Origin of the sequence: Streptomyces sp. NPDC050121 (assembly GCF_044460385.1) — a bacterium.
In the GTDB taxonomy this organism is placed as follows: domain Bacteria; phylum Actinomycetota; class Actinomycetes; order Streptomycetales; family Streptomycetaceae; genus Streptomyces; species Streptomyces soliscabiei.
The window spans coordinates 23,416-37,560 of the sequence record NZ_JBITJV010000042.1; the positions used below are offsets into that span (position 1 = coordinate 23,416).

Genomic DNA, 14,145 nt, shown 5'->3' on the forward strand with positions numbered 1-14,145 from the left:
CTCCCGCGCGTCCCTCCCGCGCCCGCCGGGCTCGAGGTCGCCCTCGACAGGGCGCAGGCTACCGCCGAGGAACGCGGCGCGGTGGCTACCTCGACCACGCCGACCGATACCGCCGCGCCGAGGAGTTCCTCACCGTCGCCCGACGATCAGCACGGACAGCGCCACGGTGGGCGGGGCGTAGTCGATGTCCCCGTTGAGCCGCAGCGCCGCCATGCCCAGGTAGTGCATGGCCGCGACCCCGAGACCGGTGACGACGCCCGCGAGCGACAGTGACCCGCGGGCGGCACCCCGGTAGCCCACGATGAACACGCCGACGCCGACCAACCGCGATCGCGACGGCGAGGCTGAGCACCGTCAGACCGGCGTGGTAGCCGATCCGTGTCTCCTCCACCTGGAAGCCGATCATGGCGATGAAGTGCATCGTCCAGATGCCACAGCCGATCGAAGCGGTCCCCAGGGCCAGCCAACCCGGCTTCCACGAATCGTTGTTGAGCAGCGTCCGCACGATACAGCGCAGCCCCAGAGCTCCTCCTTAAGTATCGGCGGACCCGCAGCCGGACTATGCCCCGGTGAGAGCCCAGCCTTTCATTCAGGTCGCGTTGATGCGTGCTGTGCGCGCGCCTCGCCTGTTTCCGGCAGTCCGGGCACCGGCCGGGGCGAGCGGTGGACACAGCCTCCACCACCAGGACGTCGGAGGAGTCGCTGACGCGCTCCACTCGCACATCGATCCGGGAAACAGCACAGCCTCGACCGTCTTGCCCGCCATGCCGGGACATACTCTGCCGAAACGATCCCTCGCTCCCTTCGCTGACCTGGGGATTCACGGAACTGCGGACAGAGCCTTGAAAACCCCACCCTCCGCTCAGGGGGGCCCAGACCTGCTCACCTTCGCTCCTCACCCATCGGCCTGGGCTCCAAGCGGCTTCTGGCTACTCGGTTTCGCAGTTCCGCTCCGCCTGCAGTCCTCGTACGGTGAGCTGCACCTGATGACGACCGTGACCACCTTCGCCACCGCCGTTGACATAACGCTTGCCGAGCTGAAGCTGGAGGCGTTCCTGCCGGCCGACGCGGCGACAGCCGAGGCACTCTCGGCGGCCGCCGGGCCAATGGGCGCCGCTGCTGCTGCGGATCAGGCCCCCGGGAACATGTAATCGGCCTTGATCCGGCCGTCGTCGTCGAGCACGAGAATGTCCAGGCCGCCGCCCACTACGTCGTCGGTTTCGGTGGACACCGTCTCCCAACGGAACTTGACCACGCCATTGAGGCGCACCGCGTCGGCGCGGGCCCGGAAGGTGAATCCCTCTTTCTCGACGAACCGCTCGTAGCTTCGCGCCACTCTGGCTTCGATGGCGTCGTACCCCTGAGCCTCCAAAATCGTGTGGTCGAAGCCGAGTTCCGCGGCGATCTCTCTGATCTCCGCGGGCGGGTGAAGGATATGGGTGCCGTCCTCGGCCCACAGCCGCTCGATGGCCGCGCGCCGTTCGGCGGCGTCCGACAGCGTCCATTGAGCCATGTAGCGGTCAGCCAGGTGCTGCGGGTCGATCTCGATCATGTGAAACTCCTTGCAGGGCACGTCTCTTCGGATCAGATCGTGCAATGCGCGGCAATGACCGACAATTCCCTGCAGGGAATGGACCTTCAAGACAGCGACGACAGCGGTCGTACATGAGCTCAGCTTGTCGCTTATCCCTTCATCGGGGCGGGGGTGTGTCAATTTAACGGCTGATCTTGGTTGTTGAGGTTCAGTTGTTGGCCGGGGTGAGCCGGCCCTCGAAGGCGATCTGGAACGCGTTGAGGGGTGCCTTCCAGCGCGTGGTCCACCTCTTGCGGCCCTGGCCCGTCGGGTCGAGGCTCATCAACGCCGTGTAGACGCATTTGAGGGCGGCGGCTTCGTTGGGGAAGTGGCCGCGGGCCCGGACGGCCTTGCGTATGCGGGCGTTGACGCTCTCGATGGCTTTCGACGAGCAGATGACCTTGCGAATCTCGTCCGCTCAGTTCAGCGGGTCGAGCGTCAGGTACGCCTGGCGCGGCGCGCCGTCGTGGACGAGCGACTCCTGCTGTCCGACGTCGTCGAAGGCGAACGCGTACGCCTTCCCGTCGGCCATCTGCGCGTGGATCCTGCGCGCGTAGTGGTTGGTCACCGCGTCCTGGTAGAAGTTCGCCGTCGTGGTGTCCGGCTGGTTGCTTTCGACGAGCAGCGTGGAGCGGTTGAAGCCCGCGCACAGGGTGCGGGAGATGGGCCCGCGCACGGCGTCGTTCGGGGCGTCGAGGAGCCTGTGGCAGCCGAAGATGCTCGCTGCGTCCGGTTTCTGGAAGCTGGTGAGGACCGTTCCGGAGGCGTTGGTGAAGTTCATGACCCCGCCCGAGACGCGGCCGTAGTACTTCGTGCCCGGCTGGTCGGCGAACGGCGTCACGGTCAGGGTCGTCGTGGCGTACTTCTGCCAGACGCGGTTGACGTAGTCGTCCATGACGTTCGCCGGAAGGGCCCCGGTCTCCACCCCGTACAGCGGGGAGATCGCCCGCAGCACGGTCCCGTCGGACCGGCTCTGGACGAGGTTCGCCCAGCCGCCGGGCTGAGCGCGCAAGGCGGAGAAGAACCCGTTGTAGCCGCCGGTCCTGAGATGCCCGGTGCTCACCGTGCTCCCGTCGGCGCGCTGCACGCCGACCGCGTACGGCGCGGAGAACATGTCGACCTGGGTGCTGTTCAGCCACAGCCCGGAGTCGTTCAGCGTGTACTCCGACCAGTTGAACAGGATGTCGCGGTTCGGGTCGCTCGGGTTCTGCACGGCCGGCTGCACCAGCCCGCCGGTGGTCAGGCGGAAGTCGAGCTTGCGTCCGTACGAGAAGTAGATCCGGCCCGAGAACTTCGGGATGCGGATCGTGGCGGACTGTCCGGCGGCCGGTCCCGTGATCGACGCGTCGGGCGCCGGGGTGGGCGGGGTGCCGCCGGCGGGCCAGGCGTGGAAGGCGCCGTTCGCGTCCGCCCAGCCCTGCTGTCCCGTCGCCGACAGGGTGCCGAGGTTGTAGACGTGCAGGGCGTCGCCACGGCCGGAGTTGTTGGTGATCTTGAGCGGGACGGTGTCGGGGACGGCGGCCGCGGCCGGCGGTCCCAGGGTGAGCAGCGCGCCGATGAGGGCGATCGCCGCGAGCAGTGCCGTGCTGATCCTGGTGAGCACTCTCCACCTCCGTGCGGGGGAGGCCTGTGGGGCAGGCCTGTGGGGGTTGGTCCGTACCTGTTGAGAGCGCTCTCAACGTGACATCGGGATGTGCTCATGTCAACAAGGTGAACGAAAGAGGGCGTCCGCGGCACGGCCTGCCACGGACGCCCCCGTCAAGGGAGTCGGGGTCAGAAGGTCCGCTTCAGCAGATCCAGCAGCGCGGCCCAGTGCCGCTCCGCGGCCTGCTCGTCGTAGGCGGAGGTGTCGGCCTGCGTATAGCCGTGCTCGGCGCCGGTGTAGACCTCGCAGGTGTGCCGGACACCGGCGGCGGTGAGGGCCTCCTCGAAGCGCTCGATCTGCTCCGGCGGCAGGCCGGGGTCGTTGTCGGCGTGGCCGAAGTACACCTCGGCCGTGATGTGTTCGGCCGCCAGATGCGGGCTGTCCGGCGCGTCGGTGACAAGACGGCTGCCGTGGAAACCGGCCGCCGCCGCGATCCGGTCCGGATGGGCGCCGGCGGTGGGCAGGGTGAGCCGGGCGCCCATGCAGTATCCGGTCACCGCGACCGGACCCGCTGCGACCAGGGGGCTCTCCTCCATCCACCGCAGATACGCGTCCGCGTCCCGGACGATCAGCTCGGGGGTCAGCGCCAGCACCATCGGGTACAGCGTCTCGAAGATCTCCGGGCGCGCGGCGGGGTCGATGAACTCGGGCAACTCCATGACGGGGGCGCGCCCGTGGCGGTAGAACAAGTTGGGCACCAGCACCGTGTAGCCGGCTTCGGCGAGCCGGTCGGCCATCGACCGCAGGTGCGGACGCAGACCGAACGCGTCCTGGTACAGCAGCACGCCCGGCCGGGGCGTCCCGTCGCCCGGATGCGCGACATAGGCGTCCGCGACGCCGTCCTCGGTGGGGATGTCCACTGCTGTTCCCTGTACGGAGGTCATGGGGGTGCCTCTCTGCGCGGTTCACGACGAGCACTCGACCGGTCCGGCCGGGCCGGTCCGCGCTCATCGTTGCACGCACCACCGAACCGGCCGCGAGGGGCCCTGACCCGCGGGAGCGGCGGGGGAGTTACTCGAACCGGGAGGTGTCACCGGCCCCGTGCCGCACGATCTCCGCCTTGCCGTCGGAGAAGTCGATGACCGTCGTCGGCTCGGTGCCGCAGTCACCGGAGTCCACCACGCCGTCCACCACGTGGTCGAGCTGGTCCTTGATCTCCCAGCCCTGCGTCATCGGCTCGTCCTCGCCCGGCAGCAGCAGGGTGCTGGACAGCAGGGGCTCGCCGAGCTCGGCGAGCAGGGCCTGGGTGACGACATGGTCCGGGATGCGCACGCCCACCGTCTTCTTCTTCGGGTGCTGGAGCATGCGCGGCACCTCCTTCGTCGCCGGGAGGATGAAGGTGTAGCTGCCCGGCGTCGACGCCTTGATCGCGCGGAACACGTCCTTGTCCACCCGCACGAACTGGCCGAGCTGCGCGAAGTCCTGGCAGACGAGGGTGAAGTGGTGCCGGTCGTCCAGTTCGCGGATGGCCCGGATCCGGTCGATGCCGTCCTTGCTGCCCAGACGGCAGCCCAGCGCGTAGCAGGAATCCGTCGGGTACGCGATCAGCGCGTCCGCCCGGATGGCGGCAGCGACCTGGGAGATGGTGCGCGGCTGGGGGTTGTCGGGGTGCACGTCGTAGTACTTCGCCATTGGCTGAGCTTATGCCGTGCCGCGGCCGCCGGTCCTCTCGGCGGCGGCCCCCACGACGTGCGGCCTGCGAGCTCGCGGCGTGTCTTCCCGCGCTGCACCGGGCCCTGGACCGCCGGGCCGCGTCCGCCGTCCCGCATTCCGAGCCCTCCGAGGGCAGCTGTCCCTCACCGAGGATGAGCCGGGCGCGCTCGGCGCGGCGCTGGACGCGCTCGCCTCACCGACGCGCCACCTGCACAGCACCGCGCACCGAGCACCGCCCGCGCCCGTGTCGCCCGTTCCCGCACCGCACCCGTACACGGACCAGGCCCTGCTCCTCCACGCGGTCCGCCTCCGTGGTCACCGGCTGCCGTGCGGCGGGGGAGCGTTCGCACCGGGTGAGCGTTCGCATCCCGGTGAGGTAACGTCCCGGACCGATATGACTGGTTCGGCCCGCGCGGGCCGTGAGGGGACGAGGAGAGCGGCGAGATGGCCGGCCCGGACGACGAGAGCCTCCACACCGACCCGGCGGACGGCGCCGACGCGGCGTGGGCGCAGGAACTCCTCGGCCACCTGCGCCCCGCGGGACGCGACGTCGGCAGAATCGTCGAGTGGCTGGCGGACACCGCCGACGCGACCGTCTCCCTGCGCGACGACACCGGCGCTTTCCTCGCCGGAGCGCCGACCCCGCTGGACGAGAGCCTGGTCGCCGACATCACCGGCGGCCGCCTCGCCTCCGCCGCCTGGGAGGGCGGGGGCAGGTACGTGCGCCTGATCAGGGTCGAACTCCCGCGTCCGGCCGCCGCCGGCGTGCTCGCCGTCACCCGCACGCGCCCCTTCGACCGGCGCGCCTCCGACATCGTCACGCACACCGTGGGCGCCCTGGAACTCCTGCTGCGCGCACAGCAGACCGCGGCGACCGGACACCGCCTGGCCCGCGCCACCGCCGATCTGCGCCTGGCCATCCTGCAACTGCTCATGGTCGAGGACACCGTCGCCGCCCGCCGCGTCGCCGCCGGGCTGTGGCCCGGCCTGCTGGACACCGACACCGCCTGCGTCTACGTCGTCGAGAGCAGCCCCGAGGAACGCGACCGGCTCGCCGCGGCCTGCCTGGCGGCGACCCACGACGAAGCCCTCGTCGTGCGCTGCCCCGCCATGGACGGCCACGTCATCGTCGTCGTCCCGGACGACAGCGCCGGCCGCGCCCTGCGCGCCCTGTGCGACCGCCACCCCGGCGCGTTCCTCGGCGGCAGCGTCCGCCAGAGCCTCGCCCGCACCGCCACCGCCTACGGCCAGGCCGTCAGCGCCCTCGCCGTCGCCCGCTTCCGACCCGACAAGACGGCCGTCTACGCCGAACGCACCCACCCCGAACGCCTGATGGACCCCGAGGTCCTGCGCTCCTGGACGACCCGTCTGCTGCGCCCCCTCGACGTCCTGGCGCACCACACCCGCGCCGAACTCCTCGCCACCACCCGCCTCGGCCTGGAGTTCACGGCCGTCAGCGCGGCGAAGGTGCTCGGCGTCAGCCGCAACACCGTCCGCGCCCGCATGGAACGCGTCGAGGCCCTGCTGCGCACCGACTTCTCCGACCTCACCGTGCGGGCCGTCGTCCACCTCGCGCTCAACGCCCAGGTCGCCATCGCGGACGACCTCACGGGCGGTGAGCCGGCCCCCGCCCGCCTCGGTGAGCTGCTCGCCGGGCCCGCGCTGAGCGGCTGGGCGCAGGACCTGCTGGCCCGCCTCGACACCGACGGTCGTGACCTGCGCGGTACCCTGCGCGCCTGGATCGCCGTCGGCGGCAACGCCGAACGGGCCGCCCACCTGCTGGGCGTGCACGCGCAGACCGTCCGCGAACATGTCCGCAGCGCCGAACCCGTCCTGGAACGCCAGCTCCTCGCCGCCGGCAGCGACCTCTACGAAGTCGTCCTGGCCCATCTGGTGGTCGGCGACCTCGACCAGCCCGACCTGCACGGATCGGCCGGGCGGGCTGAATCGGGCCATCCGGACTCTGCTGTGCACAGGTGAGTCCTCCGGCCCCGTGAGCGGGCACCGGCACGATACACAACGCGGTCACCGGGCACGTAGATTCGGGGCACCGCGGTGGTGCGACCGGCACGGGGGACTGGTCGCGCCCCCGCGCCCCCTCAGTCCCGCAACCGGACCGGGATCTCCTGCCAGCCGCTCGCGATGAACGAGGGGACCTGCCGCAGCTCCCCGGCACCGGTGTCCAGCCGCAGGCCGGGGAAGCGGTCGAACAGGGCGGGCAGCGCCGTCAGTGCCTCCATCCGGGCCAGTGGGGCCCCGATGCACCGGTGCACACCGATCCCGAAGGCCAGATGGTCGTCCGCCGCGCGCGCCGCGTCGAACACCTCCGCGTCCGGCCCGTAGTGCGCCGGATCCACGTTCGCCGCCGCGTACGTCGTGATGATCGCGTCCCCGGCGGGAATCGTCACGTCACCGACCTTCAGATCGCTGACCGCGAAGCGCAGCGGCAGCGTGGCGATCGACGGATACAACCGCAGCGTCTCGTCCACGACCGCCTCCCAGCCGATCTCGCCGCGTCGCACCGCCGCCAGCTGCTCGGGGCGGTGCAGCAGCGCCACCACCGCGTTCCCGATCAGGTTGACGGTCGTCTCGAAGCCGGCCCCGATGACCAGCAGCAGCGTGTACAGCAGCTCCTCGTCGCTGAGCCGGTCGCCCTCCTCGTCGCGCACCCGGATCAGCTCGGTCGTCATGTCGTCGCCCGGGTGCTCGCTCTTGTGGGCGATGAGCGAGCCCAGCACGGTGCCGATCTGCTCCTGCACGAAGGCGGCGTGCTCCGGGCTCGGGTCGGAGGTGTCCATGATCGCCGCGATGAGCCGGCCGGTGGCCGCCCTCAACTCCTCGGGCACGCCGAAGAGTTCGCAGATGATCCGCAGCGGCAGCGGGTGCGCGAAGCCGGACTTCAGATCGACGGTGTCCGCACCCTTGTCGAGCGTGTCCAGCAGCTCCGCCGTGATCGCCTCCACTCGCTCACGCAGCGCCTCCGTACGGCGGTGGGTGAAGCTCGGCGCCACCAGTCTGCGCAGCCGCGTGTGGTCCGCGCCGTAGGTGGAGAGCATGTTGATCACACCGACCCAGCCCAGGATCCAGCCCCAGGAGGGGTGTTCGCCGAGCTCCGCCCACTGCCGCCAGTGCCGCCGGGGGTCCTTGCTGACCTGCGGGTCCAGGATCAGCGCCTTGAGGGTGTCGTACCCGGTGGGCGCCCAGGCCGGGATGCCGCCGGGCAGTTCGACGGGCACGATCGGGCCCAGGGCGCGCAGCCGGGCGCTCTCGGCGTGCACGTCGGCGCCGAACGGGTCGAGGACGATGCGGTCGGTCACGGTCACGAACGGACTCCTGAGGGGTCGGGAGAGGAACTGGCGGAGCGGGCGCTGAATCGGACGGGCAGAGCGGTCAGCGAGCGGTGGAACGGGCCGGGCCGCCAGGTCAGCCGCTCGCGCGGCACGACGGGGTCGAGGTCGGGCAGCCACTGGGTGAGCTGCTCGATCGCCTCGGTGACGATGAGCAGCGTGTGCTGTTTCGCCGGACAGGCGTGCGCCCCGGCCCCCCACGACAGGTGCGAGGCGTCGTTCGGATGCCGGCCGCCGGTGACCTGCCGCTCCGCGACAGGGGCACCTCTCCCGCCCTTCGGGCCAGGGGGGAGCCCGAGCGCCCCGTACGACATCACCACCGGCACCGCCTCGCGCAGCCACACCCCGTGGAAGGCCACGGGCTCGCGGGCGAAGTAGATGCCGTAGTTCGCCAGCGGCGTCTCGTGGTGCAGCACCTCGACCACCGCGTCCATGACCGGGCGGGCGCCGCTGGTCAGGGTGGAGTAGTAGAGCGGGTTGCCCAGGACCCTCGACAGCGTGTTGGACAGCAGGTTCGCGGTCGGCTCGAACCCGGCGCCGAGGGTCAGGAACACCTGCCAGGTGACCTCCTCGCGGGTCAGCCGGGCCGGATGGTCCAGCAGTCGGCTGGGCAGGTCGTCGCCGGGCTGCTCGGCCTTGGCCGCGATGAGCTCCAGCACGTACTGCGCGTACTGCGCCTCGCCCTCGGTGGCCTGCGCGCCGCCCTCCATCATCTTGCCCAGGCCCTCGTTGAGCCGGTCGCCCTGAGCGTCCGGCAGCCCGAACAGATCGTTCAACACCAGCGCCATCAGGGGCCGCGAGAAGTCCGCGACCAGGTCCGCCTCGCCGCGCGGACCGATGCGCCCGGCCAGCAGTCGCACCGCCCGGTGCACCCGCTCGCGCAGGTCGTGCGGTTCCACCAGGTCGAAGACGTCGATGAGGGTGGTGCGGTAGCGCAGGTGCGCGGCGCCGTCGGAGAACAGGGCGTTGGGCCGCCAGCGCATCATGCCGAGCACCGGCGAGTCGACGGGCACGGTCGCCTCCCATGCGCGCGGGTCGTGCGAGAACGTCTCCTCGTCGTGCAGCACGTCCAGCGCGGCACGCCGGTCGGTGATCACGTACGCGGGCACTCCGGGGGCCAACTCGGCCCAGCCGACGGGTCCTTGGGCGCGCAGCGCGTTGTAGTAGCGGTGCGGATCCGGCGCGAAGCCGTCCTCCCACAGGCGTACGGGAACGGAGCGGGAGAAGTCGCGCCGGTCGGCGGGGTAGGCGGTCACCGGGCCTCCACGGGGTCGCGGCCGACGAGATGGTCGACCAGCGCGAGCAGCGCGTCGATCGAGGAGTTCGCGTCCCGCGCGTCACACGTCACCATCGGCGTTCCCGGCTCCAGGTCCAGCGCCCGGCGCAGCTGCTCCTCGCCGTAGTGGCGGGGCGCGTCGGGAAAGGCGTTGAAGGCGACCGCGTACGGCAGCCCGCTCTCCTCCACCAGGCCCAGCACGTCGAACGACGCGTCGAGCCGGCGGCTGTCGACCAGGACGAGCGCCCCCAGCGCCCCGTAGGCGATGTCGTCCCACAGCTCCCGGAAGCGTTCCTGCCCGGGCGTGCCGAACAGGTACAGCACGACGTCACCGGGCAGGCTGATCCGGCCGAAGTCGATGGCGACGGTGGTCGTCGTCTTCTCCCGCACGCCGGACAGGTCGTCCACGAGCGCGGAGGCCTCGGACAGGTGCTCCTCGGTGTGCAGCGGCCGGATCTCGGACACCGAGTCGATCAGGGTCGTCTTACCCACCCCGAACGGCCCCGCGACGAGGATCTTCACCAGATCGCGGGCGGTGTCCGGCAGGTGGACGGCACCGGGTGCGCCGGCGCTAGGTGCGGTGCTTGAGGGCGCGGAGGCCATCGGCCACTCTCTTCAACAGGTCGGGGTCGAACCGGTCGGCGGGCGGGATCGGCGCGCGGGCGAGGACCAGGTCCCGGTCGACGAGGTCGGCGGCCAGCACCCGCACCGCGGAGACCGGCAGCCGGAGCAGCGCCGCCGCCTCCACCACCGCCAGCGATCCGCTCTCCAAGGTGTCCAGCAGGGCGAGTTCGGCGGCGGGGAGCCCGGCGGGCAGCGGCTCCCCGCTGCGGGCGAGCACGGACAGCCGCTCCAGGTGGGGGCGGCTGGGCCGGGCCACTCCGCCGGTCGACAGATACGCGGGGACCAGGGGCCGGCCGGCCGGGCGGCGGGTCATGCCGAGGGGATGTCGTCGGCTCCTCGGGGCGCGGCCGCCATGGCCTTCTCGCCCAGTCGCGCCACCTGGGAGTGCACCCGGTGCGCCAGCAGGTCCAGCCGTACCTCGCCGCCGCCGTAGGCGGCGACGCAGGTGCCGTGGTCGGTCGGCACGATCAGCACATATCCGTGGTCGGACTCGATGACGATCTGCCGTACGTCCGCCCGCTCCCGGTCGGCGAACGCGGCCGCCGCCGTCCGGCAGGCCCCCTGCACGGTGCTGGTGATGGCGGCCACCCGCTCCGCCGACGGCTGCGACAGGGCATCGGTGTACCCCGTCACGAGTCCGTCCCGGGTCAGCATGACGGCGGCCAGCACGTGCGGCACCTGCAGGATCGGGTCCAGCACCCATGCCGTGTCGCCCGTGTTGCGGCTGGTCATCCGGCCGCTCCCCCTTCGTCGTCGGTCTGGTCGGTGTCGTCGGCCGGGGTGTCCGCGTGGACGCCCTCGCCGGTGTTCCGGGCGGCGGCGCGGGCCGCCGCCGTGCCGGACTGCAGCGCGCCGAGCGCGGCCGCGGCCTCCTCCGGAGCGCGCGCCGGACGCCGCACCGGAGTCTCCTGCGGTAGCGCTGCCCGGCCGCGGCGACGGCGCTGCGGCAGGCCGTCGACGTCCGGCGGTTCGTGATGCCCGGGCGGCGGCTCGGGCACGCCGGCCTCGGTGTCGTACGCGTGCGCGGGCGCGGGCCGGTCGGGCACAGCCGCGCGGGTCGTACGCGTGGTGCGCGGGGCGCTCGCGGCCGGCGGCCGGTCGGCCGGGTCGAGGGTGCTCAGGAGGTGGCTGTCGACCCGCAGCACCGCGCGCACCCCGCCGTAGGGGGAGGCCGAGGAGACGTCGACGGCCAGGTCGAACTGCCGGGTCAGCCGGCCGATCGCGGCCAGCCCCATGCGCGGCGGATCGCCGAGGTCGGTGAGCAGGATGGGGTCGTCGCCGGCCACCAGCCGCTGGGCGCGGTCGCGTTCGTCCCGTGTCATGCCGAGACCCGCGTCGTCGATCGTGACGCACGCCCCGTGGTGGACGTGCTCCAGGCTCACCACGACGTCGGTGTCCGGGGCGGAGTGCCGCAGCGCGTTGTCGAGCAGTTCGGCGACGATGATGGCCACCGGCTCGACGGCGTGCGAGACCAGGGCGGTACCGGGCTCCAGATGGTTGTGGACCTTGACCCGGTGGTAGCCGGCGAGGCGCGCCTGACCGCCGGTCACCGCGTCCACCAGGTGGGACTCCTCGCGCGCCAGCCCGACCCACGCCCCGCACACCACGGCGGCGACCTGCGCGCGGCGCAGAGACTGCTCGTTCTCGTGGTCCAGCCGGAACAGGGTCTGCGCCAACTCCGGGTCGTCGTAGCGCTGTTGCAGTCCGCGCAGGGCGTCCTGCAGCCGGTAGAGAGCCGCCTGGATCTCCCGGGTGGCGCCCCGCATCCCGGCCTGCGCCGCGGCGTCGACCCGGGTGCGCTGGGCGGCCACCTCGGACTGCAGCGCCAGCACCACGTTCTCCAGGGCGATGCCCAGGGGGGTGCCGGTGGTGAGCGGCTGGAGCGGGCCCGGCACCGTCAGGTGCTGATGGGCCACCTGGCGGGCGGCGGCCGGCACGCGCCGCACGGCCAGATGCTCGACCTCCGCGGTGAACGACCGCAAGGAACCGTCGAGTTGGGTGCGCAGGGCGGCGATCTCCGCTCGCTGCCGGGCCTGTTGCCGCCGTAGCCGCAGCAGTCCGCCGCCGAGGGCGAGCGCGGACAGTGTGCCGGCGGCCAGGCCGCCGGCCACCAGGTCCGGTAATTCGATCATCGAAGAGGTTCCAGGGAGGGTCGGGCGTCGTCGCGAGATTCAGGGCAGGGCTGGGCCCGATGTGTTTGAACCGGGCACGTGCAGCACACTACACACCGCCATCGACCGATCCCGTCCGGTTGAGCGAGACTCCGCTCCGAACATGCCCGGTATCTGTTCACTTCTGCGTCGACTGTCTGAATGTCCCTGTGGCGCAGGCGAGTTGGGAGGGGCGTATCGGCACGCCCGCCGCCGGACCGGGCCCGACCGCCCCGCGTGCGGGGGGTGTCCCCGACGCGTCACCGACCGCACACCGGGGCCAGCACGGCCAGTGTGCCGTTGGCCTGGCGCAGTGCCAGCTCCAGGGTGACGGGCGCGTGCAGCGCACCGGTCCCGTCCGGCGGAATCAGCCACTCCAGGAACCGGGCGGCACGGTACGGCGGAGGCACCGCCACCCAGGAACCCCGGCCCGCGCGCCGCAGCCCCGCACCGATCCACCGGCTGCCGGGGTCGGGTGGCAGGAAGAACCCCACCCGGTGCGCCGCGGTGTCCACCAGCGTGGGTCCCGGCGCGGGGCGCGAGGTCTGCCAGAGCAGGTCCAGGGTGAGCAACCCCAGGCCGTCGGGCACGCTCAGCACGTCCCAGTAACGGCCCGCCTCCAGCAGAGCGACGCCGTCGCCCTGGTCCCACTCCCGCTTGCACCTGCGCGGGTCCGTCGCGGCGGCGGCGAGCCACTCCACGCCGCGCATCCACATCACATCGCTCATGTCGGCTCCGTGTACCGTCCGCCACCGGCCGCACGCCGACCGGGCGTATGCATGCTGGTAGATATTTCTACGTGGCGGAAGGGGTGGCGAACCGTGGCGTTTCAGTCTGTTTCGTTCGACGTTCGCGCCACTGTTCGGCAGCCGCCGGGTACACCGAGGGGTCGTGCCGGGACCCCTCGTTTCAGGGCGTGCCCGAAGGAAGCCTGAAGCCGGGCGGCTCGGCCTGGCGTAGTTCGGCCAGCAACTCGTTCTGCCCCGCCAGGAGTTCGGTCAGGATGCGGCGGGCGGCCCGCAGCAACTCGGCCACGTCACCGCCCGCGAGCGCGTAGGTGACGGTCGAACCCTCCCGGATCGACACCACGATCCCGGACCGGCGCAACACCGCCAACTGCTGGGACAGGCTGGACGGTTCGATCTCGATCTCGGTGAGCAGGTCCCGGACGGCGACGGGGCCGCCCTGCAGCAGTTCGAGGACCCGGATGCGTACCGGGTGCCCGAGCATGCGGAAGAACTCGGCCTTGGCCTGGTAGAGGGGAACCTGCATGGTCACTCACTCGCTCCCTGCCGCGTTCGGCGCGTGGTTCTCGATGGTGCGGCGGCGCGCCTGTCCGTGCGCCGCCGCGCGCGACGTGCTGCGCCACGATCCTGGTGGCTGCGGGCCCCGCACACCCGTGTGATGCGTTGATCTGGATGTGTCGAGATGAAGAAATCTTCAATTCGAGGGCGTGCGAAGCCGCGGTCCGTCCGGTCCTCTACACCTCGAGGTCGGCCTCGATCCGCTTGAGCTGGTGGCGGGCCATCGCCAGGTTGGACCGCTCGCGGTCCAGGACGAGGTAGAGGAACAGACCGCTGCCGCCCCGCCCCTTGAGCAGCCGGATCAGGTGGTACTGGCCGCCGAGCGTGATCAGGATGTCCTCGATCTCGCCCTTCAGCCCCAGGTGTTCCATGGTGCGGACCTTGGCGCGGATCACATCGGTGTTGCCGGCCGCCGCGACGTTCAGGTCGAGATCCTTGCCCCCGCCGAGCGTGCCGAGAGCCATGCCGCTGGTGTAGTCGACGACGGCGACCCCCAGCGCCCCCTCCACCGCGGTCATCGTCTCCTTCATCGAGATCTCCACGTTCGCCATGGCGCTCCTCCTGCCGGTTGCA

At 71.6% G+C, this 14,145-nt stretch carries 14 protein-coding genes and 3 pseudogenes; 2 read left to right on the forward strand and 15 right to left on the reverse strand.

Going from position 1 to position 14,145, the window contains the following annotated elements:
- Positions 1-144 precede the first annotated feature (144 nt).
- Positions 145-532 (reverse strand): annotated as a pseudogene (locus ACIBTS_RS40695) (MHYT domain-containing protein); the annotation flags it as partial.
- 400 nt (positions 533-932) lie between these two features.
- Here ACIBTS_RS40695 and ACIBTS_RS40700 point away from each other — a divergent pair.
- Positions 933-1,151: pseudogene (locus ACIBTS_RS40700) on the forward strand (transcriptional regulator); the annotation flags it as partial.
- Here the strand turns inward: ACIBTS_RS40700 and ACIBTS_RS40705 are convergent.
- From ACIBTS_RS40705 to ACIBTS_RS40725, 5 genes and pseudogenes are all read right to left on the reverse strand, one after another.
- Positions 1,130-1,552 carry a hypothetical protein gene (locus ACIBTS_RS40705; protein ID WP_399325808.1) on the reverse strand — a complete coding sequence of 141 codons (423 nt, stop codon included), beginning with the start codon at positions 1,550-1,552 and terminating at the stop codon, positions 1,130-1,132. The pseudogene ACIBTS_RS40700 and the gene ACIBTS_RS40705 overlap by 22 nt on opposite strands.
- A gap of 190 nt (positions 1,553-1,742) precedes the next feature.
- Positions 1,743-1,985: pseudogene (locus ACIBTS_RS40710) on the reverse strand (transposase); the annotation flags it as partial.
- Positions 1,986-1,991: 6 nt separating this feature from the next.
- A complete protein-coding gene (locus ACIBTS_RS40715) occupies positions 1,992-3,176 on the reverse strand; it encodes a glycoside hydrolase family 64 protein (protein ID WP_399325810.1) in 1,185 nt (394 codons plus the stop codon).
- Positions 3,177-3,346: 170 nt separating this feature from the next.
- Complete coding sequence (locus ACIBTS_RS40720; protein ID WP_319672979.1) at positions 3,347-4,102, reverse strand: dienelactone hydrolase family protein; 756 nt, start codon at positions 4,100-4,102, stop codon at positions 3,347-3,349.
- Between the two features lie 127 nt (positions 4,103-4,229).
- Positions 4,230-4,850, reverse strand: a complete 621-nt coding sequence (locus tag ACIBTS_RS40725) for an L-threonylcarbamoyladenylate synthase (RefSeq protein ID WP_399325813.1) — start codon at positions 4,848-4,850, stop codon at positions 4,230-4,232.
- 465 nt (positions 4,851-5,315) lie between these two features.
- On the opposite strand from ACIBTS_RS40725, the gene ACIBTS_RS40730 reads away from it, so the two are divergent.
- Positions 5,316-6,851, forward strand: a complete 1,536-nt coding sequence (locus ACIBTS_RS40730) for a helix-turn-helix domain-containing protein (protein ID WP_399325815.1) — start codon at positions 5,316-5,318, stop codon at positions 6,849-6,851.
- A 119-nt stretch (positions 6,852-6,970) separates the two neighbouring features.
- Here ACIBTS_RS40730 and ACIBTS_RS40735 read toward each other — a convergent pair whose 3' ends face one another.
- From ACIBTS_RS40735 to ACIBTS_RS40775, 9 genes are all read right to left on the reverse strand, one after another.
- The gene (locus ACIBTS_RS40735) at positions 6,971-8,194 is read right to left on the reverse strand and encodes a cytochrome P450 (protein WP_399325817.1); all 1,224 of its coding nucleotides are present in this window, start codon (positions 8,192-8,194) and stop codon (positions 6,971-6,973) included.
- Entirely contained in the window at positions 8,191-9,474 is a 1,284-nt protein-coding gene (locus ACIBTS_RS40740; RefSeq protein ID WP_399325819.1) for a cytochrome P450, read from the reverse strand. The genes ACIBTS_RS40735 and ACIBTS_RS40740 overlap by 4 nt, the downstream gene beginning before the upstream one ends.
- Positions 9,471-10,097 carry an ATP/GTP-binding protein gene (locus tag ACIBTS_RS40745; protein ID WP_319672974.1) on the reverse strand — a complete coding sequence of 209 codons (627 nt, stop codon included), beginning with the start codon at positions 10,095-10,097 and terminating at the stop codon, positions 9,471-9,473. Before ACIBTS_RS40745 ends, ACIBTS_RS40740 begins: the two co-directional genes overlap by 4 nt.
- A complete protein-coding gene (locus tag ACIBTS_RS40750; protein WP_319672973.1) occupies positions 10,066-10,431 on the reverse strand; it encodes a DUF742 domain-containing protein in 366 nt (121 codons plus the stop codon). The genes ACIBTS_RS40745 and ACIBTS_RS40750 overlap by 32 nt, the downstream gene beginning before the upstream one ends.
- Entirely contained in the window at positions 10,428-10,850 is a 423-nt protein-coding gene (locus ACIBTS_RS40755; protein WP_319672972.1) for a roadblock/LC7 domain-containing protein, read from the reverse strand. Before ACIBTS_RS40755 ends, ACIBTS_RS40750 begins: the two co-directional genes overlap by 4 nt.
- Positions 10,847-12,250, reverse strand: coding sequence for an ATP-binding protein (locus ACIBTS_RS40760; protein WP_399325821.1), 1,404 nt, complete (start codon positions 12,248-12,250; stop codon positions 10,847-10,849). Before ACIBTS_RS40760 ends, ACIBTS_RS40755 begins: the two co-directional genes overlap by 4 nt.
- Before the next feature lie 278 nt (positions 12,251-12,528).
- A complete protein-coding gene (locus ACIBTS_RS40765; protein WP_079657580.1) occupies positions 12,529-12,996 on the reverse strand; it encodes a hypothetical protein in 468 nt (155 codons plus the stop codon).
- Between the two features lie 181 nt (positions 12,997-13,177).
- Complete coding sequence (locus ACIBTS_RS40770; RefSeq protein WP_079664553.1) at positions 13,178-13,540, reverse strand: helix-turn-helix transcriptional regulator; 363 nt, start codon at positions 13,538-13,540, stop codon at positions 13,178-13,180.
- A gap of 208 nt (positions 13,541-13,748) precedes the next feature.
- Positions 13,749-14,123, reverse strand: a complete 375-nt coding sequence (locus ACIBTS_RS40775; RefSeq protein ID WP_079657579.1) for a hypothetical protein — start codon at positions 14,121-14,123, stop codon at positions 13,749-13,751.
- Positions 14,124-14,145 lie beyond the last annotated feature (22 nt).

Coding starts and splice junctions, on each gene's coding strand:
- ACIBTS_RS40765 (WP_079657580.1), bottom strand. CDS start 12,996: ATGAGCGATGTGATGTGGATGCGCGGCGTGGAGTGGCTCGCCGCCGCC.
- ACIBTS_RS40755 (WP_319672972.1), bottom strand. CDS start 10,850: ATGACCAGCCGCAACACGGGCGACACGGCATGGGTGCTGGACCCGATC.
- ACIBTS_RS40730 (WP_399325815.1), top strand. CDS start 5,316: ATGGCCGGCCCGGACGACGAGAGCCTCCACACCGACCCGGCGGACGGC.
- ACIBTS_RS40745 (WP_319672974.1), bottom strand. CDS start 10,097: ATGGCCTCCGCGCCCTCAAGCACCGCACCTAGCGCCGGCGCACCCGGT.
- ACIBTS_RS40705 (WP_399325808.1), bottom strand. CDS start 1,552: ATGATCGAGATCGACCCGCAGCACCTGGCTGACCGCTACATGGCTCAA.
- ACIBTS_RS40760 (WP_399325821.1), bottom strand. CDS start 12,250: ATGATCGAATTACCGGACCTGGTGGCCGGCGGCCTGGCCGCCGGCACA.
- ACIBTS_RS40725 (WP_399325813.1), bottom strand. CDS start 4,850: ATGGCGAAGTACTACGACGTGCACCCCGACAACCCCCAGCCGCGCACC.
- ACIBTS_RS40770 (WP_079664553.1), bottom strand. CDS start 13,540: ATGCAGGTTCCCCTCTACCAGGCCAAGGCCGAGTTCTTCCGCATGCTC.
- ACIBTS_RS40750 (WP_319672973.1), bottom strand. CDS start 10,431: ATGACCCGCCGCCCGGCCGGCCGGCCCCTGGTCCCCGCGTATCTGTCG.
- ACIBTS_RS40720 (WP_319672979.1), bottom strand. CDS start 4,102: ATGACCTCCGTACAGGGAACAGCAGTGGACATCCCCACCGAGGACGGC.
- ACIBTS_RS40775 (WP_079657579.1), bottom strand. CDS start 14,123: ATGGCGAACGTGGAGATCTCGATGAAGGAGACGATGACCGCGGTGGAG.